Genomic DNA, 19669 nt, shown 5'->3' with positions numbered 1-19669 from the left:
AATTACGAATATAGTATATACCCGCAGGAGGTATCAATCAAGGCATAGAGTCTAAATATTTGGGAACATCCCAATAAATTCAATAAGCTTTCTTGGATTTCGGCTCGAGTTATTGAATTATAGGAAATGGGTATATTATAATATTAGTAAAGTTTCTTTTGAATATATAGTTATATTGAAAAACGTACTAAGTATAAAGGGGTATAAAAGTGGAAGAAATCATTACTTCTATAAAAAGTAACTTTTTTAAAGCGATTGCTCATCCAACCCGGGTGGCAATCCTCGAACGATTGGCAGATCAAGAGGTTTGCGTTTGTGAGATTATTGCGGATCTAGGACTGGAACAGTCTAATGTTTCACAACATCTTGCGATTTTGCGTAAACAGAATATTATCACCTCAACCAAAGTAGGGCTGCAAGTGCATTATCGAATTAAATATCCCGAAGTATTGGAGATTTTGAAAATGGTTGAAAGCATTATGACCCAACAGCTTGAGGAAACCCAAGCTGCAATACGACATTTAGCAAGAAAATGACTTGTACAGATAATAAAATTTGCGATTGGATTCGCGAGCCTCTTCTCTTATGGGAAGGGGTTTTTAATATTGCATTTTAGATTATTGCGAATGTTATATTCCCAAAAGAATGTTATACTCTATGTGAAAGATTTCCGTTTCAAGTTAGTGCTTTGAGCGATAACCAATATAAGATGAAAGTAGGTCGGATACCCATGAAAATACGTGGATCTGGTTTCAATTTTATATTTCTGATGCTAGTTATTATCTTCGGGTTGACTCTTCCCGGTTGTCAGAAAATAACGAATTTACCTCAGGTGAGTTTAAAATCATCCGATAATTCGTTAACGAATCCTCAACCACTTGAGAATAAAGATGTTTTGAAAGTAGGAATCTCTTCAGTGCTTTCGCCGAGAGAAACCTTAGAAAACTACCATCTACTTACGGAATACTTCCAGAAAAAGATTGGACGTCCAGTTCAACTGGTGCAGCGCCAGAGTTATCAAGAAATTAATGATTTGGTAAAAAATAAAGAGATTGACGTTGCTTTTATTTGCTCTGGGGCTTATGTGGTTGGAAAAAAAGATAATCTTGAAATGCTTGCTGTTCCAGAGGTCAATGGAAAATCTACGTATCAATCCTATATTATCGTCAATGCCAGTAGTTCGATTCAGCAATTCACTGATTTAAGAGGTCAAGTTTTTGGCTTTACTGATCCGATTTCCTTTTCTGGGACGATTGCCCCAACTTATATGGTTACCCAATTGAAAACAACCCCCAAGAATTTTTTTGGACGTGTTGTTTATACCTATAGTCATGATAATTCGATTAAGGCTGTTCTCGATAATGTCGTTAGTGCAGCAGGGGTAGATTCACTCGTTTATCAATATACGGTTGTCAAGGATCCAACGCTGGTTAGCAAGCTAAGAATTATCGGACAATCACCAGAAGTAGGTAATCCTCCCGTTGTTGTCAATCGAGATATTGACCCCCATTTAAAAACCGCCTTACAGGAAGCATTACTTCAGATGGATAGTGATCCCCTCGGACAGCAGGCACTTAAGGCCTTGATTTATGACCGCTTCGTCCTGCCCACCCCAAAAGCTTATGAACCAATTGAGATCATGGTGAATGCTATTCCTTCTCTAGTAGAAAGAGCAACGGAAGGGTAAGAAACTTATGAGATTTCGTACAAAAGATAGAATGAATTTTTGGCAATCGCTGTCTGAAAAGTTCATACAGTTTTTTAAGAAGATAAAAATCCAATACAAGATTTTAGGTTTAGTGGTTGGAGTCGTCGTCCTTTTAACAAGCATGACCGTCTGGCAAATGGGGAATATACTAACGACGAATTTGCGGGATCAACTGGATAAACGTGCTGTTTCGATCGGGAGTGATGTGGCAGCCCGTGCAGCGAATGATTTACTCATCAATAATGATTATGTCGTTTATGAAATGATCAAAGAAACGGTGAAAAATAATCAGGACGTTCTTTATATTTTTATTTTAGATCCCCAAGGAAATATGTTAGCTCATACCTTTGGAGATTCTTTTCCATCTGAAATTGTGAAAGCTAACACAGTTAGTCCTACGGAAAAATCTCATCTCACGGCTTTTCAAACAGAGGTTGGAGTGGTTCGTGATGTCGCCGTTCCCATTCTTAATGGTAAGTTAGGTACAGCCCGAGTGGGGATGGATGAGGTTGGATTGCGCAAAGCGGTTATGGCGATGGTCTGGCGTTTTATTGCGACTGCACTTTTTGTCTCGGCCGTGGGGATTATCGCCGCAGTTATTCTCACTCGAGTCTTGACTCATCCAATTCGCGACCTTGTTTCCTTAACCCAAAAAGTTGCCAAGGGGGATTTGAACGTCCAAGGGGTTGTCCATTCGGAAGATGAAATTGGCGTTTTAACCCAAGCCTTTAATCAAATGACATCAAGCTTAAGCGAGAGCGACCGTGAACGGGAAGAGTTGCTGCAACAGCTCAAGGAAAAGGAAGAAATGCGGTTGCAATTGCTCGAGAAATTGATAACCGCTCAGGAAGAAGAGCGAAAACGGATTTCGCGTGAACTTCATGATGAAACAAGCCAAGCCTTAACCTCTTTAATAGTCAATCTAAAGGTTTTGGAGTCAGAGGCTTCATTCCGTGACGTGGGAGATAGACTTCAGGAAATGAGGCAAGTTGTATCTGAGACTCTGGATGAAGTGCATCATTTGGCGCGTGAATTGCGTCCGAGCGTTTTAGATGATTTGGGGCTGGTTCCAGCTCTTGAACGTTATGTTCGGGAATATGGAGAAACCTATGGGATCGAAGCCGATTTTCATAACATGGGTTTCAGGGATCAGAGAGTTTCCGCACCGGCTGAAGTGGCTCTTTACCGAATAATTCAAGAAGCATTGACCAATGTCGCTAAATATGCAGAGGCCCAAACGGTTTCTGTCCTCTTGGATTGGAGAGAAGACTGGGTCTCAGCAATTGTTGAGGACGATGGGACAGGATTCGATCTGGAGAAGGTGACTACAAGCCCCAGCCATGGTTTAGGTCTTTTCGGGATGCAGGAACGAGCAGCCTTGCTCGGTGGATCCTTAAGAATCGAATCACAGCTGGGCTATGGAACGACGGTCTTTATTAAAGTCCCTGCCAGAACGGAATTCGAAGATTAAGAAAGGAAGCCTTTAAATTGGAGAAAAAGTTAAGAATTCTCTTGGCTGATGATCACGCGGTTTTGAGAGCAGGGCTCAAGTTGTTGTTGAATGCCGAGGCGGATATTGAAGTCATCGGCGAGGCTTCCGATGGGGAAGAAGCAATCACTCAAGTGAATACTCTTTTGCCCGATTTGCTCCTTCTTGATTTGACGATGCCGAAGTTAAACGGCGTGGATTGTATCGAAGAGCTGATGAAGATCCATCCAAATCTTAAAATCTTGGTGCTCACTATGCATGATGATGAAGAATACCTTAAAGCAGTTCTTCGCGTGGGAGCTAAAGGGTATGTTTTAAAGAAGGCGGCCGACGTTGAGTTGCTCTCGGCCATTCGCACTGTGGCGCGCGGAGAGATGTTCATTTACCCGTCCATGGCAACGGCCTTAGTTTACCGTCAGTTGGTCGGCCCCGAGGTTTTAGAAACAAGGGATAAGAAAGTCAAGCATTTAAGTGACCGTGAAACAGAGGTCCTGCGCTATCTCGCTTTAGGGCATACGAATCAAGAAATTGCTGATATGCTTCATGTCAGTGTCAAAACAGTGGAGACGTATAAGGCACGGTTAATGGAAAAGCTGGAAATGAGAAAACGCGCTGACCTCGTGAGGTATGCGTTGGATCATGGAATAATTGAGTAATCCTAATGGTATTTAGCTAAAAGAGAGCCTTATGTCGGGGAAATCCCGACATAAGGCTCTCTTTTATCAGGAGAAAGAGAACAGTTTTTAGGAGTTTCCCTTCTACTATGATTAGTTTGAAACAACTAAAATATTATTAGGTGAAATAATTCACCAGCCTCCGAGTTCTGTTTTTAAAAACTGGACCGATAGGGTGTGGAAAGAGATTTCTGCGCCTGCCCGTATTTGGCGAAGGTGGCCAACGAAATTAATAAAGGAGTTGAGAAAATGGGAAAACGGTATGCCATGGTGATTGACCTGCGCAAATGTGTGGGCTGTCATGCATGCCAAGTGGCTTGTAAAAGTGAAAACAATGTGCCGCTTGGTGTCTTCCGTAACTGGGTTGAAGAGCTTGAAACCGGCAAATTCCCCAATGTCTCCCGTCATCGTTTGCCCCGGCTCTGTAACCACTGTGAGAATCCTTCCTGCCTCAATGTATGTCCAGTAAAGGCAACGTATCAGTTAGAGGATGGGACCGTCCTTGTAGACTATGATCGTTGTATCGGATGCAAGTATTGTATTGCGGCTTGCCCCTATGACGCTCGTTTTATCAATCCCGAGCGGAATACGGCCGAAAAATGTACCTATTGTCATGAACGGCTTGAGGTCGGCTTGCAACCTGCCTGCGTTAACACCTGTATCTCGGGTGCTCGGGTTTTTGGTGATATTAATGATCCCAATAGTGAGATCGCCAAAATCATAGCCACGAATGCGGTAACGGTTAGCAAACCGGAAACGAATAATCGTCCGCAGACCTATTATATCAAAGCGGATGAAAAGGCACTGCGTCCGAATCTCCTGGAAATTGTCACTGGAGGTGAGAAATAATGAGCACTGTGCACTTTTTCAATACTCCACATCAAATTTACTGGGGCTTACTCATTGCTCTCTACTTCTTTTACACGGGGTTGAGTGCAGGCTCCTTTATCCTGACCAGTCTGGGAACAGTTTTTGGAATTGAAAAGTATAAGAAAGTTTCCAAGGTTGGGGTCATCATGGCTATCATACTCCTGGCTTTTGCACCCTTACACTTATTATTTGACCTCGCACAGCCGGGACGATTCCTGAATTTGTTTACCTCTGTGAACCCAACCTCCGCGATGTCTTGGGGGATCTATCTCTTAATCCTTTATCCTGTTGTTTTGATGTTCTATGCCTGGTATCTGTTCCGTCAAGACATGGTGAATGGTCTTGACAAGGGCGGAATGAAAGCCTCTATTTATAAGTTCTTACTTTTCGGAAAAAAGGATATGTCTGAAGCTGCTAAAGCTAATGATAAGAAAAAGCAAAAGATTTTTGGTACCTTTGGCGTACCGTTAGCACTTCTTGTTCACGGATACACGGGATTTATTCTGGGTAATGTTCAAGCCCGTGCCTTTTGGCATACCCCTCTTATGCCGATCATTTTTCTTATGTCAGCTATGGTTTCTGGAACGGGTCTTTTCATCATCGTCCTGATGTTGGTTGAAAAATTTAAGTTCGGCAAGCTTGGTGATGATATTAAGGCTTTGATCAGTGATATGGCTAATTTAATGAAGTGGTTTATCCTAGTTGATGGTACCTTGATGGTGATCTACTTTATTGTTCTTTGGTACTCAGGCGAATCCGGTTATGCAGCAGGATATTTTCTCTTGCATAATGAGGGCTGGAGTTTCTTAGGGCTTGAGAATATTCTCGGTCTGTTAGTTCCATTTCTACTTATGCTTTCCAAAAAAGCTCGTAAAAATATACCCTTGGTTGTTCTTTCTTCCATTCTCACCATTATAGGCGTCTTGGCGATGCGGATTAATCTTGTGATTGGTGGTCAAAAACTTCCTCTAACCGGAAGCAAAATCATTGAGTATGTAGCATCTGGCCGCGACATCACCATCATTCTTGGTATTGCCGTTGCTGCCGCGGTGGTTCTTACCATACTCTACTCTGTGTTACCGATGAACCGCCCCGGTGCCGAGGAAAAGAAGTCGATTCCAGTATCAAAGGGGGTAGAACAATAATATGACAACCCGCAGAAATTTTCTTAAAGGTGCCACTATCTTAGGAACGACGATGGCGGTTGCGCCACTTGCTTTCGCCGATACGAAATCAACTGAAATCCCAAGTTGGAAACAAGGTTCCCCGACAGAAGATACGTTAGATACTGATCCGAGCGTTCAATTTGTGCATTCGGTTTGCTTAGGCTGCCGGAGTGACTGTAGCTTAAGAGGCAAAGTTAAGGACGGGATAGTTCTTAAACTGGATGGTAATCCATACAGCCCTATGACTTTGGATAATCCTGTTCCTTATGCTACCGATCCCAAAGAAGCCCGCAAGGTCGCAGGTAAGCTGTGCCCTCGTGGTCAATCGGGTTTGCAGCTCCTTTATGATCCCTTGCGTGTGCAACAGCCTCTGAAACGTGCCGGTAAACGGGGCGAAAACAAATGGCAAGCCATTAGCTGGGATCAAGCTTATAAAGATATTATCGAAGGTGGGGATCTTTTCGGTGAGGGAAACGTTGAAGGGTTAAAAGTGGTTCGAGATATTACGACACCGATTGATCCTGATGCTCCAGAATTGGGCCCGAAAGCCAATCAATTTGTTTTCTTAGCTGGCCGGATTGAGAATGCCCGGGCAGAATTGACCAAACGATTTATTAATAATGCGTTTGGAACAATTAACTGGTTTGAGCACACAACAGTATGTGAGCAAAGCCATCACATTGCATCTGCTCAAACCTTTGCGACGAAAAACCATCTGAAGCCTGACTTTGAAAATGCTAAATTGATAATGAACTTTGGAGCGAACTACGGTGAAGCGAACTTCCCAATGAATGGTTTAAGTCGCAAGTTAGCGAATTTCAAGACGAAGGGCGGAAAGTTGATCACAGTTGATCCTCGCTTTTCAGTTTCAGCATCCCATTCGGATATCTGGGTTCCTGTTCTTCCGGGCAGCGATGCTGCTCTTGCTTTGGGCATGATTCAATGGATTATTGATAATAAACGCTATGATAAAGCTTTCCTTGAAGCTCCTTCGAAGGACGCTGCAGCAAAGAAAGGGGAAAGCAGTTGGTCGGATGCGACATATCTTGTACGCACGGACACTGGCAAGTACCTACGCGGTGATGAAGCAGGTTTGGGTGGCACGAAGGATGATTATGTTGTGCTCGTGGGTGGAGTTCCGACACTTGCAGGGAAAGTAGATACTGCAGATCTTGTGGGTGAAGCCACTGTGAACTCGATTGCTTGCAAGACTGTTTTCCAAAGACTAAGCGAACGGGCTAAAGAGAAGTCTTTGGATGATTATGCGAAGATTTGTGATATTCCTAAAGAACAAATCATTCGTGTTGCGGATGAATTCACGTCTTACGGGAAGCTTGCTGTTGCGGACTTTTATCGTGGGCCTGTCCAGCATACGAATGGCTTCCAAGCCGGTCGTGCGATCTGTGTTTTGAATTTGCTTGTGGGAAATGTCGATCATCGTGGAGGCTATCAATCCGGTGGTAGTACTTTAAGCTATATGGGTGACAAGAACGGCCGCTACCTGGTCGCGAAGCTTCATCCTGGAGCTGTTAAACCCACAGGAATCCGGATTTCCCGTGACCAGGCAAAATATGAAGATTCGACCGAGTTCAAGAAAAATGGATATCCGGCCAAACGTCCTTGGTTCCCTTTAACCAAAGATGTCTATCAAGAAGTTGTAGCGGGTGTGGTCGATGGTTATCCTTACCCCTGTAAGATTCTTTGGCTGCATATGGGAACCCCAGCTTACTCTATTCCTGCAGTTAAAGATAAATTGATCGCTGCTCTAAAAGACACCAAAAAAATCCCGCTTTTTATTTCGACAGATATCGTAATCGGGGATACATCTATGTTTTCAGATTATATTTTACCAGATGTCACTTATATGGAACAGTGGTGCGCTCAAGGTGCGGGGCCTACGATTTTAGGCATGGTCGCCGAAGTTCGACAACCGATGACACATGCGTTGCCTCAAGCTAAATCGGTTGAGAATATGATGATTGACATTGCTAAGAAAATGGAGCTTTCAGGCTTCGGGGATAATGGTTTTGGTTCAGGTATGCCCTTAAACAAGGAAGAAGACTGGTACTATAAGATGGTTGCTAATCTCGCTAGCCAATCCGGTAAAATCCCCGGTGCAACGGAAGAAGAGCAAATCAAGTATATCTTGGATCGTGGTGGAGTCTTTGATGCCAGTGGTGCTTACGATGGTCTTATGATGAAAAACAAAGTTGCGAACCTCTGTACAATTTACGCGGAGCAAGTGGCCACGACCAAAGATGCCATGACCGGTAAGAATTTTGATGGACTCCCGCTCTACTTGCCCGTTATGAACGCCAAAGATCAAGAAATTAAGGATGAAGGGTATCCTTTTATTGCAACGACGTATAAACCGGCCTTTCATTCTCACAGCCGTACAGTCAGCGCTCCTTGGCTGATGGAGATTCTCCCAGAAAACTTTATTGAGATGAACAATGAAGAAGGAGAAAAACTCGGTCTAAAGGACGGGGACACGGTTCGGGTCAGCGGGCCTACAAGCAAAGAGGGTGTCATCGGTAAACTTCGCCTCCGTCCGGGAATTCGTCCTGGTGTGGTCAGTGCTTGTGTGGGTTATGGTCACTGGAATTATGGTTCGGCGGATACGATTATTGACGGCAAAACCGTTGCCGGAGATAAGAGCCGTGGCAAAGGTGTGAATATCAACTACGCGATGCGTCTTGATGATTCGATCGGGAACGTTTGCTTGGAAGATAAGATCGGCGGGAGCTGCTCCTTCTATGATTCACACGTTAAAGTTGAAAAAGCATAGGATTAATTTTGCTAAGGATGGTGTAGGGAAAAACCCCTGCACTGTCCTTGCCCAATAAAAAGTGAAAACAGAATAAATTAAGCAAGCAATTTTGACTAATAGGAGGATACTTAGCGTGGAACATACGGATATTTTACAAACAGCCTCTGAAGAAATTCAAAATGAGATGTCCCGTGCAGTCCTCTATAATCTTTTTGCGAGTCTGATCGCCCGCAAGACGGATGAAACTTGGCTGAATCCCTATTTCCAGAATCAGCTTCAAATTGGACTTCCCCAGTCTGAAGGAAAAACTGAGCTTTTAAGCGATCTAGAGAAAGCACTCAAAAGTCCGGGATACCATCAGGAAATCCAACTTGATTATGATCGTTTATTCATAGTACCAGGTCCGAGTCAAACTTTTCCGTATGAATCTTGTTATACCCACCGGAATATCGATGGAACGTTTGGCCGACTCTGGCAGGAACCTGCTCAAGATATGCAACGCATTCTCAAGGAGTGGGATATCCAGTTTGCCGAGGGGTGGGATTTGCTTCCCGACCATATTGCAGTCGAACTTTTCTTTATGGCTGAACTGTGTCAGCGACGCTCGCAAGCGCAGAGTCTGGATCAGAAAACTTTACGAGAGTGGCAGGTCAACTTTTTTCAGACGCACTTACAACCTTGGGTATTTGAATTTATAGAGCGTGTTGAAAAAGAAGCTGAGACAGGTTTTTACCATGGTGGAGCGACATTATTACGCGAGTTTTTAACTGAGGAAGAAGAAGAGCTCTCTAAGTGAGCCTGACATGAAGATATTCGAGTAAGTTCGTGGTAAAAGAAGAAAGTACGATGGATCCAAGAAATATTAAGCTAACTTGGAGAAGTCTACTGAAACTCGGCCGATCTACTTTACTTATAGCGGGAATGGCTTCATTCTGTCCCGTCTATAAGTTTCTATTGTTTCCGAAAAACGAAATACCAATGAAATTTTGCTAACGGCTCAAGGGGAAGAGCTCCCCTATGTTCGGAATGAACAGGGTAAATGGCTTTTGTATCGAAAGTTAAATGGAGCGAAATTTACAATTCCTTTAGGCATAGGCTAAACGAGAAATGCACTTGAAGGCAGGTGGAAGAAAAATGAAAAAAACGGTGTGGGGGAAAGAAGATTGCAAAACTACAAAAATTTGGATTGTTTTTCCCCTTATACTTGGAATAAGTCTCTTCTTAAGTGGTTGCGGAACTCAACCCGAGACAAAGGAGCAAGGTAAAGAGAATTCGGGGACACCGCCAATTGAACAAAGCTTAGTATCCCAACCGGAAGAAACTTCAAGCCTTAGCCCTGAATCCATGATTTCAGCCAGTCAACTGGATGCAGGAATTAAAGATAATAAGAATTGGGCCGTGATTGATGTCCGCGAGCCCAATGAATTTGCCACAGGCCACGTACCCACTTCATTTAATATTCCGCTGGGCAAGTTAGAGCAGAGTTTAAACCAGGTTCCTAAAGATAAAGAGCTTATTTTGGTATGCTTAAATGGTACCCGGGCCTTCACAGCTTGGCAGAATCTAATTAATGTGGGCTATGATCCTTACAAAGTGAAAGTGCTGGTAGGGGGAATGGAACAGTGGAAGAGTCTGGGAAGCGATGAAGTGACCGACAGTATTGGGGGGTGTTAAGATGGATGATCTTAGCATAGAACAAAAGCGAGCCTACTTGGAACATTGGGAGAATACGGAACGCTTAGTAAAGTTGGAAAAAGAATGGCGTCTGGCGCAAAAGGAAAATCAAGCAAGCACAGTGGCTCAACTCGAAAAGGAGATCCAGAAAGTGCGGATATCATTTGAAAAGTCGAAAGTACGAGCGTATCAGGCCGCTTTACAGGTGAATCGTAGTAATGTGGAAAGCTGAGGCACAGCTTAAGTTGACACTGGCTATAACTAAGCATGAAAAAGCTTAGTTATTTGCTGTTTTAGGATTAGGGACTATATCTTGGACTTATCTTCCATACTATTTAAGCCTTTCTTCCAATACCCCAGCGAAATATATCATGACCGGATCTTCCGGATTGCTCAATGACAAGGCCGGATGCTTCGATGAGCTTGTACGGTTCCCTTGTTAAATTACATCCTCCGGCGATTTTAGGCCAGACTGTATTGGTCGCTTTGAACAGGGAAGCCATGCTTTTTTTCTCCGGTAGTACATGATCCATGAAAATAAAAATGCCGCCAGGTTTTAACACGCGCAATACTTCATTCATGGCGTTGTCCAGATTTTTTACACTGCAAAATACCAGAGTTTCAACCACAGTATCAAAAGATTCGTCTAAAAAGGGAAGATCCTCTGCCCGACCTTCAAAAAATTTTAAGGGAAGTTCTGCCTTTATCTTTACAGCAGGAGTTGACTTCGTATCTAAAGCAGAAACACTTTTAACTGTGGCAAGGTTATAGTACTGGAAGTTCACACCTGTTCCATAACCGATTTCAAGCACATTACCCAAAGCCCTGGGAATAATATTTTTTCTGATTTTTGTAAGAAATCTTTTCTCAAGTGGCGACATGAAGAGATCGTATATATTCACAAGAACACTCCTATCTAGAATAATGCGAATCAGTAATCTAAATCTTTCGTCTTGATTAGATGAAAAACACTGTTAAGGCCTTCTATAAAAATTGTTATTTGCATTATAGCACTTTTTAAGAAGAGTGGTAGGTGAGGACATTGTTGAGCGGCGGCAGTTGACAGATTGATGCTCGCTTGTTATCCTAAGAGAAACTTTTCTTCTTTAAATATGTCCTAATAAATAATTAAATAAGACTCTTATCCGGAGTGGTGGAGGGACTGGCCCAATGAAACCCGGCAACCAGCTTGCAGTATTCGTTAAGAAGCTGTTTAAGCATGGTGCTAATTCCTGCAGAAGGTATTCTTCTGACAGATAAGAGGAGTTGCAATATGATTTTGCGAGCCTCTTCTCTATTGGGAAGGGGCTTTTAATTTATATTTATTCGCAATATTTATCAATTTAGACAAGGAAATGAGGGGTTATAAATGAAGACACGATTTGAAGAAGAATTGGCCAAAAGAATTTTAATTCTCGATGGTGCGATGGGAACGATGCTGCAAAAAGCAAACCTTACGGTCGCTGACTTTGGGGGAGAAGAATATGAAGGCTGTAATGAAATTCTGACCTTAACGCGTCCAGGCGTGATCCGCTCCGTTCATGAAGCTTATCTCGAAGCTGGAGCTGATCTGATTGAAACGAACACCTTTGGGTCAACAACTGTCGTTTTAGCTGAGTATAACCTTGCAGAGCGGGATCAGGAGCTTAACCGAGCTGCGGCAAAACTTGCCAGGGAAACGGCAGACCGTTATTCCACTCCAGATAAGCCACGCTTTGTGGCCGGTTCCATGGGACCGACCACAAAAAGTCTTTCCTTAACAGGCGGAGTCACCTTTGAGGAGTTGGAAGAAGCCTACTATCGTCAGGCTATGGCCCTCATCGAAGGGGGAGTAGATGTTCTTTTAGTTGAGACAGCACAAGATACCCTCAATGTCAAAGCGGCGGGAGCAGGGATCCAAAGAGCCTTCGCTGCGAAAAGGCTGGAGCTTCCTGTGATGGTTTCTGGGACTATCGAACCGATGGGGACTACCTTAGCGGGACAAAATATTGAAGCCTTTTATGTTTCGATTGCTCACTTACATCCGGTATCTGTGGGGCTTAACTGCGCTACAGGTCCGGAGTTTATGAGGGATCATATTCGCTCCCTTGCGCAGATCGCTGACTGCGGCGTGAGTTGTTACCCGAATGCCGGTTTGCCGGATGAAGAAGGTCATTACCATGAGGAGCCCGAAGGTTTAGCTCGCAAGATGGTCGGGTTTGCTGAAAAAGGGTGGCTAAACATTGCGGGTGGGTGCTGCGGGACTACTCCTGAACACGTTCAAGCTTTAGCGAAAGCCTTGCAAGGTTATGCGCCACGACTGATCGAAGAGCATCATCTCAGTGCTGTTTCGGGTTTAGAACCGGTCTATGCCGAAGATGAAAACCGACCGCTCATCGTTGGTGAGCGCACGAACGTGATTGGCTCCAAGAAGTTCCGGGATTTAATCGCTGAGGGTCATTTTGAAGAAGCTTCGGAAATCGCGCGAGCCCAGGTTAAAAAGAATGCCCAAGTGATCGATGTCTGCCTAGCGAATCCGGACCGAGATGAGTATGCGGACATGGCCGAGTTCCTCCCCTATGTTGTTAACAAAGTAAAAGCACCCTTGATGATTGATTCCACGGATTCCAAAGTGATTGAATTAGGACTCAAGCATTCCCAAGGTAAAGCAATCATTAACTCGATCAACCTCGAAGATGGATTGGCCCGGTTTAAAGAAGTGGTTCCGCTCTTAAAGACCTACGGGGCTGCGGTAGTCATCGGTACGATCGACGAACAGGGGATGGCAGTAACCCGAGAGAAAAAGCTAGAAGTGGCTAAACGTTCCTTTGAAATTTTAACGGAGCAGGGCGTCCAGGCGGAGGATATCATTTTTGATCCACTCACGTTTCCGGTGGCGACTGGGGATGTTACGTATATTGGATCTGCTCGCGAAACAGTGGAGGGAATTCGCCTTATTAAGCAAGAGTTCCCTCAGTGTAAAACAATCCTTGGCGTGAGTAATGTTTCCTTTGGGTTACCAGCAGCCGGTCGGGAAGTGTTAAATGCGGTCTTTTTATATCATACGACGAAGGCTGGTTTGGATTACGCCATCGTCAATTCCGAAAAGCTGGTTCGGTATGCATCCCTTTTGGAAGAGGAGCGGAAACTTGCCGATGCCCTTCTTTTTGAGACGAATGAAGAAACGGTTAGTCGTTTTGCTGAGTTTTATCGGAATAAAACCGTAAAGCCAAGGGTGACCGGACAGAAAAACTTGAGCATCGAGGAACGACTTGGGCAATACGTGGTTGAAGGGTCAAAAGAGGGGCTTTTTAGCGACCTCGAAGAAGGCCTCCACAAATACAACGCTTTGGAGCTGGTCAATGGACCCCTGATGAAAGGGATGGAAGAAGTCGGTTGTCTCTTTAACGCCAATCAACTGATTGTCGCCGAAGTCTTACAAAGCGCAGAGGTTATGAAAGCCGCCGTGACCTACCTTGAACCCTACCTCGAAAAAAAGGACGCTGCGTTGAAAGGGAAGATCCTTTTGGCAACGGTTAAAGGGGATGTCCATGATATTGGCAAAAATCTCTTGGAAATCATCTTGTCGAATAACGGTTTTGAGGTGATCAATCTAGGGATCAAAGTTTCACCGGAGCAAATTATTGCTGCCTGTGAAAAAGAGAAACCGGATGCTATCGGACTCTCAGGACTTCTGGTGAAGTCGGCTGAGCAGATGGCCGTGACGGCTCAGGATTTAAAGAATGCCGGAATTCGTATTCCTCTCCTTACCGGCGGAGCAGCGCTGACAGCACGATTTGTCGAAAACAAGATTGTCCCAGAGTATGATGGACCGGTGCTCTATGCTGGGGATGCTATGAAGGGATTAGCGCTCGCCAATCAATACGTGAGAGCAAATTCAAGTGTACAAAAGGTCGAGAGCCAGGAAGGATCAGGAGTAAGCGGAAAAAGTGGAGAAAGAGCAGAAGATCTAGCAAGTACGGATTGCGTAGAAAATAAGATACTCTATCATCGCTCATCCATTTTACCTATCTCTCCGGTCATACCAGCTGATCTAGAACGGCATGTTTTACGGGATTATCCGTTAGCTCAACTTTGGCCTTACATCAATCGGAAAATGCTCTTGGGTAAACACCTCGGGATCAAAGGGGATGTCGAACAGCGCCTAGCTGAAGGTGACCCCCAAGTGATTGAAGTCTACGAAACCGTTGAAAAGGTGTTTAAGGAAGCCAAGGAAACCGGTAAAGTCCGGGCACAAGGAATCTATCGGTTTTTCCCGGCTCAATCGTTGGGGGATGAAATCCTGATTTATGACGCGAAGGATCAAGGCAAAATTATTGAGCGGTTCCACTTCCCACGTCAGGTTAAGGAACCGTATCTTTGCCTTGCTGATTTCCTTCGCCCTGTATCGAGCGGAGAAATGGATTATCTCGGGATGTTTGCAGTGACAGCGGGACAAGGGGTTCGTGAGGTAGCAGCCGAACTCATGGAACAAGGGGCGTATTTAGAGTCTTATATCTTTCAGGCGCTTGCCCTAGAGCTGGCCGAGGGTTTTGCCGAGCGGCTCCATCATATCATGCGGGATTCTTGGGGGATTTCAGATCCTGTTGAGATGACGATGAAAGAACGGTTAGGAGCACGTTACCGAGGTCTGCGCGTTTCCTTCGGTTATCCTGCGTGCCCAGATCTTGAGGATCAAAAAAAACTTCTCGGTCTGATTAAGCCTGGAGATATTGGCATTGAGCTGACCGAAGGATTGATGATGGAGCCTGAAGCTTCGGTCTCTGCACTCGTTTTTGCTCATCCTGAGGCTAAGTATTTTAGCGTGCTTTAGGGCCTTCTGGAACGAGAGGACAGGTTCCTTGTTTCAAAATTTTACTTCATAAAAAATGTAAAAAATAGATTAGATAGATTAGATAGATTGAAACATTAGAGAAAGCTAGTTGAGGAAGATACTAGAGTGGAAATTGGAGGGTGCACATGAATCATGACAATTTGAGGAAACATCTTCAACAGCAGATCGTCATCGGGGACGGAGCAATGGCGACCCTCCTTTATCAGTTTGGGGTACCCGTGGGAAGCTGTTATGAAGAACTCAATCTCACTAATCCAGCCTTAATTCGTTCAGTTCATGAATCATATATTCGAGCAGGTGCTCAGTTGATCGAGACCAATACTTTTCGGGTTAACCGCGCGGTTTTGACCGCTATGGATTGGAACAAAAGGTCGGAGAAATTAACCGGGCAGCCGTTAAGGTTGCTCAAGAGGCCGTTGAAGTTACAGGAAAAAGCACGTTTATTATAGGAAGTATGGGTTCAATTCTAGCCGGACGAGTCCGAACTGAGCCGCTTGCTTCGTTCCGTTCTCAATATGAGGAACAAGCCTCCGCCCTTCTTGAGGGTGGAGTTGACGGCATTATGCTTGAGACATTCGAGGATTTAGAGGAGCTTTTACTCGTTTTAGAGTTGATTCGTTCGCTCACGGATCGTCCAGTACTAGCTCACTTGGCGACTCCTCAGGTTGGTCGAACACGGGATGGCTACACGGTGACCCAGGGCTTTGAGCTTTTGCAAAAGGCAGGAGCGGAGGTAATTGGTCTGAATTGCCGCTTAGGACCGACGGAGATGCTTCGGACGTTGGAGCAAGCTCAAGTCTCCGAAGGTGCGATTCTTTCCATTTTTCCAAACGCTGGACGTTCAGGGCTTATTGATGGAAGACTTTCCTTCAAGTCCTCACCGGAATATTTCGCAGACTATGCGTTACGTTTACGAGAACAAGGGGTTAGGGTCATCGGCGGATGCTGTGGGACAACGCCGGATCACATTCGGACAATTGCTGAGGCGCTTAAAGGATTATCACCCGTAGCACGGGTAAATCCAGATTTGAAGGAGACCCCACAAGATAAAAGTAAGGATCAGGCTCATTTTCAATCTCAATCTCAAGTCCAAGTTCAGACTCAAACTCAAACTCAAACTAAAGCCCACCTTCAAACCAAGAGTGATACTCAGGAACCCGCCCAAAATGAAACAAAAGATCAAAGAACGATTTTAGAAAGAGTTCGTGATGAGCATACGGTGATTGTGGAATTTGATTCGCCCAAGGGTCTAGATACTGAGGGGTTCTTTAAAGGCTGTCAGGCTTTGGATGCTGCGGGAGCGGCTGCGATTACCTTAGCGGATAATTCGTTAGCTAATGTACGGATGAGTAATCTCGCTTTAGGAGCGCTTTTAAAGGAACGTTATAGTATCGAGCCTTTAATTCATGTCGCATGTCGAGATCGAAACTTAATCGGTCAGCAATCGCACCTGATGGGGTTGCATGCGCTGGGAATTCATCAGATTTTGGTGATTACTGGAGATCCTTCACGTTATGGCGATCTACCGGGAGCAAGCTCTGTCTTTGACTCAAATTCCTTTGAACTTATTCGAATGACGAAGCAATTGAATGAAGGGATTTCCTTCTCTGGGCAAGCCCTAAACCATTCGGCGCAATTTATTGTGGGGACGGCCTTTAATCCTTATGTTCGTAACTTTGAAGCCGCTATTCAACGCTTGGAATGTAAAATAGAAGCTGGGGCGGACTTTGTTATGACCCAACCGATCTACGATCGTGAAACTCTGCAGATGATTTATGAGGGGACAAAACATCTTTCAATTCCCGTTTTCATTGGCATTATGCCCTTAACCAGCCAGCGCAACGCGGAGTTCTTGCACAACGAGGTTCCGGGTATTAGACTCTCCGAAGAAGCGCTGCAGCGGATGCAGGGGCTTAAAGGAGAAAAGGCTCGCCAAGAAGGAATAGCCATGAGCAAAGCCCTTCTCGATCAGGCCATGAAGGTTTTTAACGGGATTTATTTGATTACGCCCTTTAACTATTATGAGATGACAGCAGAGCTGACAAACTATGTGACAAAGTTGAAAAGGTAATAAGAGCTTCGTGCAAGTGAGAGGCGGTAAGCCTATACAAATCCGAGGGTAGAAGTTATTATGAAAAGTGATTGTTCATTGTATTTAGAATGGCGAGAGGGGTAGAATTTTATGAATCAGCCTGTCCAAACCAAAATTGTACTTTCTGACTCATTTGACCCATGGCATAATTTGGCGTTAGAAGAGTTTCTCTTTCGCAATGTCGAGAAAAATCAAGTGATCCTTTATCTCTGGCAGAATCAGAATACGGTCGTGATCGGCAGAAACCAAAATGCGTGGAAGGAATGTCGTTGTGCCCAGCTTGAAGGTGATGGCGGCAAACTGGCTCGGAGACTTTCCGGCGGGGGAGCTGTTTTCCATGATTTAGGAAACCTCAATTTCACATTTATTATGGATCGTTCTCTCTATGATCTTCAAAAACAACTCCAGGTCATTCTTGAAGGAACCAAAAAACTGGGAATTGACGCCGAATTTACCGGACGGAATGACTTAACGGTAGATGGGAAAAAGTTTTCGGGAAATGCCTTCTACTTTGAAGGGGATAAGGCCTACCATCATGGTACGATTATGATCGATGTCGATGTGCAGAAGGTCTCCGCTTATCTCCAAGTCTCCAAAGAAAAAATGGTTTCCAAAGGGGTCGATTCGGTTCAGTCTCGCGTCACCAATCTCCATAATTATCGGCCAGAATTGACCATCGACGAGATGAAAGAGACTTTAAAACAGAGCTTCCAGGAAATTTACGGAGAAAGCCCCGAACCTGTCCTCATTAAAGAAAACGATCATGATCTGAAGGCACTTTATGCTAAATACTCTTCTTGGGATTGGCTCTATGGCAAAACGCCTCAATTTGATGTGGTTTTTGAAACCCGTTTTCCTTGGGGTGGAATTGATCTGGGGTTAACTCTTCATAAGGGTATAGTCACAGCATCGAAAATCTATTCGGATGCGATGAATGCCAATCTCATTGAGAAAATTGCTGCCGCCCTCGTAGATATTCCCCTTAAAAGCGAAGAAATCAGCCAAGGCCTGAATGCTCTTGAGGTCGCAGAAGAGGATAAACAGGTCATCGAGGATATCAAGAGCTGGCTTCAGTCAAAAATAGAATAAAGAGTTCATTTTTGAGGTGGAAAGCTGTTTTACAAGACAATAAATCAACATAAAGATAACCACGTCTTGAATTTAAGTCGTGGTTATCTTTCATATAGTGTCTTATTTGTTAGTGATATGTGTTTTTACCTTTAAGGTTCTATTTATTTATATTTCTGAGCAATAATCTTATTCATTGCATGCTGATGGGGTATACCAGAGGAATTACAGTCAAAAATTACTTCTGAACATTCTTGAATTAACCAATCATGATAATGCGTAAATATTTCACCTGAAGTCCAATTACACGCAGTTGGCTCCTTTTCAGGAGCTGGAGCTATAAACGGCTTATTTACGAATACATTTAGAACGTGCAGCCCATTAGGATTGGTAAACTGTTTATAGTTGCTTAATATTTCTTCGCGCAATTGAGGTTTGATGTAATGAAAAACACCACTTGAAAAAAGAATATCAAAACGAGTATCTAAGCGAAAATCTAAGATATCCGCTTTAAAAACTTTGACTTGAACACCGACATTATCAGCAAGTCGTTTTGCTTTTTCAAGGCCAGCATCAGAGATGTCATACGCCGTTACGTCGTATCCATTTCTTGCAAAAAATACAGCGTCTTTACCTTCGCCACAACCAATGTCGAGTAGTTTTAAATGCGTGGATGGTGGCAATAGTTTAAGTACACGTAAACACATTTTTGAAGGTTCAACACCCCAATAATATTCCGGTGTCTTATATTCTTCCTCATAGATGGTTATTTGTTTGTCATAAGAAGCATAACCCAACAACTTATCAACACTTATGCCAAATACTTGTGATAACCTCGGTAGCAAAGTTATATCGGGTAAGGTCTGAGCTGTTTCCCACTTTGAAACAGCTTGAAATGTTAGTCCGAGTTTTTTAGCCAGCTCTTCTTGGGTAAACCCTTTTTCTTTACGATATCTGCAGATATTTTTTGCCAATTCATCTTTCATATCTTCACGCTCCTTGACAGCCCTTATTTTATTGCATAGAGAGAAGCGTTTCAATAACTCAATCTTTGATATTCTTGTAAGCTCAACTCATGGTTGAAAAATTTCGAGTTTATTGACCGCGCTTGCGAGCATCTAAACTGCCTATCCCTTAATCCACGGCATTGAGCCGGAGTTTGCGACTCACCCCATTGTTAGTATGTGAACTACTCTCCATTGAAATGGAGAGCTTCAAGATTCTAGGCGACGAAAGAACATCCGTCAAACCTGTACATCTTTGGCGTACCCAACACCACTACTGGTTGCTCGTTAAGAGTTTCCAGATACTTTTTGGCAATATT

The 19669-nt window shown here is 43.9% G+C and carries 16 protein-coding genes and 2 riboswitches; of the genes, 14 read left to right on the top strand and 2 right to left on the bottom strand.

All coding sequences use genetic code 11. The features are described 5' to 3' along the window. Nucleotides 1-209 precede the first annotated feature (209 nt). From VM640_RS00575 to VM640_RS00530, 10 genes are all read left to right on the top strand, one after another. Entirely contained in the window at nt 210-536 is a 327-nt protein-coding gene (locus VM640_RS00575) for an ArsR/SmtB family transcription factor (RefSeq protein WP_325388850.1), read from the top strand. A gap of 194 nt (nt 537-730) precedes the next feature. Continuing rightward, the gene (locus VM640_RS00570) at nt 731-1687 is read left to right on the top strand and encodes a substrate-binding domain-containing protein (protein ID WP_325388848.1); all 957 of its coding nucleotides are present in this window, start codon (nt 731-733) and stop codon (nt 1685-1687) included. A 31-nt stretch (nt 1688-1718) separates the two neighbouring features. After that, nucleotides 1719-3179, top strand: coding sequence for a HAMP domain-containing sensor histidine kinase (locus VM640_RS00565; RefSeq protein ID WP_325388846.1), 1461 nt, complete (start codon nt 1719-1721; stop codon nt 3177-3179). Between the two features lie 17 nt (nt 3180-3196). Beyond that, the gene (locus VM640_RS00560) at nt 3197-3853 is read left to right on the top strand and encodes a response regulator transcription factor (RefSeq protein ID WP_325388844.1); all 657 of its coding nucleotides are present in this window, start codon (nt 3197-3199) and stop codon (nt 3851-3853) included. A 146-nt stretch (nt 3854-3999) separates the two neighbouring features. Continuing rightward, nucleotides 4000-4106: riboswitch (molybdenum cofactor riboswitch) on the top strand. A 14-nt stretch (nt 4107-4120) separates the two neighbouring features. Beyond that, complete coding sequence (gene dsrO, locus VM640_RS00555) at nt 4121-4720, top strand: sulfate reduction electron transfer complex DsrMKJOP subunit DsrO (RefSeq protein WP_325388842.1); 600 nt, start codon at nt 4121-4123, stop codon at nt 4718-4720. Continuing rightward, nucleotides 4720-5886, top strand: a complete 1167-nt coding sequence (gene nrfD, locus VM640_RS00550) for an NrfD/PsrC family molybdoenzyme membrane anchor subunit (protein WP_325388840.1) — start codon at nt 4720-4722, stop codon at nt 5884-5886. Before dsrO ends, nrfD begins: the two co-directional genes overlap by 1 nt. 1 nt (nt 5887) lies before the next feature. After that, nucleotides 5888-8695 (top strand): molybdopterin-dependent oxidoreductase, encoded by a 2808-nt coding sequence (locus tag VM640_RS00545; protein ID WP_325388838.1) that lies wholly within the window; start codon nt 5888-5890, stop codon nt 8693-8695. Nucleotides 8696-8810: 115 nt separating this feature from the next. Beyond that, nucleotides 8811-9473 carry a TorD/DmsD family molecular chaperone gene (locus tag VM640_RS00540; RefSeq protein ID WP_325388837.1) on the top strand — a complete coding sequence of 221 codons (663 nt, stop codon included), beginning with the start codon at nt 8811-8813 and terminating at the stop codon, nt 9471-9473. A 338-nt stretch (nt 9474-9811) separates the two neighbouring features. Beyond that, the gene (locus VM640_RS00535; protein ID WP_325388835.1) at nt 9812-10351 is read left to right on the top strand and encodes a rhodanese-like domain-containing protein; all 540 of its coding nucleotides are present in this window, start codon (nt 9812-9814) and stop codon (nt 10349-10351) included. Between the two features lies 1 nt (nt 10352). Further along, nucleotides 10353-10583 carry a hypothetical protein gene (locus VM640_RS00530; RefSeq protein ID WP_325388833.1) on the top strand — a complete coding sequence of 77 codons (231 nt, stop codon included), beginning with the start codon at nt 10353-10355 and terminating at the stop codon, nt 10581-10583. Nucleotides 10584-10686: 103 nt separating this feature from the next. On the opposite strand, the gene VM640_RS00525 is transcribed toward VM640_RS00530, so the two are convergent. Further along, a complete protein-coding gene (locus VM640_RS00525) occupies nt 10687-11253 on the bottom strand; it encodes a class I SAM-dependent methyltransferase (protein ID WP_325388831.1) in 567 nt (188 codons plus the stop codon). 236 nt (nt 11254-11489) lie between these two features. Next, nucleotides 11490-11614: riboswitch (SAM riboswitch) on the top strand. 106 nt (nt 11615-11720) lie between these two features. Here VM640_RS00525 and metH point away from each other — a divergent pair. The 4 genes from metH to VM640_RS00505 all read left to right on the top strand — a co-directional run bounded on the left by metH (nt 11721) and on the right by VM640_RS00505 (nt 18366). Next, the gene (gene metH / locus VM640_RS00520; RefSeq protein WP_325388829.1) at nt 11721-15164 is read left to right on the top strand and encodes a methionine synthase; all 3444 of its coding nucleotides are present in this window, start codon (nt 11721-11723) and stop codon (nt 15162-15164) included. 146 nt (nt 15165-15310) lie between these two features. After that, nucleotides 15311-15634 carry a homocysteine S-methyltransferase family protein gene (locus VM640_RS17245; RefSeq protein ID WP_325388827.1) on the top strand — a complete coding sequence of 108 codons (324 nt, stop codon included), beginning with the start codon at nt 15311-15313 and terminating at the stop codon, nt 15632-15634. After that, on the top strand, nt 15544-17256 hold the full coding sequence (locus VM640_RS00510; RefSeq protein ID WP_325388825.1) for a bifunctional homocysteine S-methyltransferase/methylenetetrahydrofolate reductase: 1713 nt from the start codon (nt 15544-15546) through the stop codon (nt 17254-17256). Before VM640_RS17245 ends, VM640_RS00510 begins: the two co-directional genes overlap by 91 nt. Nucleotides 17257-17367: 111 nt before the next feature. Beyond that, nucleotides 17368-18366: a lipoate--protein ligase gene (locus VM640_RS00505; RefSeq protein ID WP_325388823.1), complete on the top strand. Its 999-nt coding sequence runs from the start codon at nt 17368-17370 to the stop codon at nt 18364-18366. A gap of 143 nt (nt 18367-18509) precedes the next feature. On the opposite strand, the gene VM640_RS00500 is transcribed toward VM640_RS00505, so the two are convergent. Then, nucleotides 18510-19331, bottom strand: coding sequence for a methyltransferase domain-containing protein (locus VM640_RS00500; RefSeq protein WP_325388821.1), 822 nt, complete (start codon nt 19329-19331; stop codon nt 18510-18512). Nucleotides 19332-19669: the final 338 nt, after the last annotated feature.

Origin of the sequence: Desulfitobacterium sp. (genome assembly GCF_035539115.1) — a bacterium.
Classification (GTDB): Bacteria; Bacillota; Desulfitobacteriia; order Desulfitobacteriales; family Desulfitobacteriaceae; genus Desulfitobacterium_A.
This window is presented reverse-complemented; position numbering and strand designations above follow the sequence as displayed.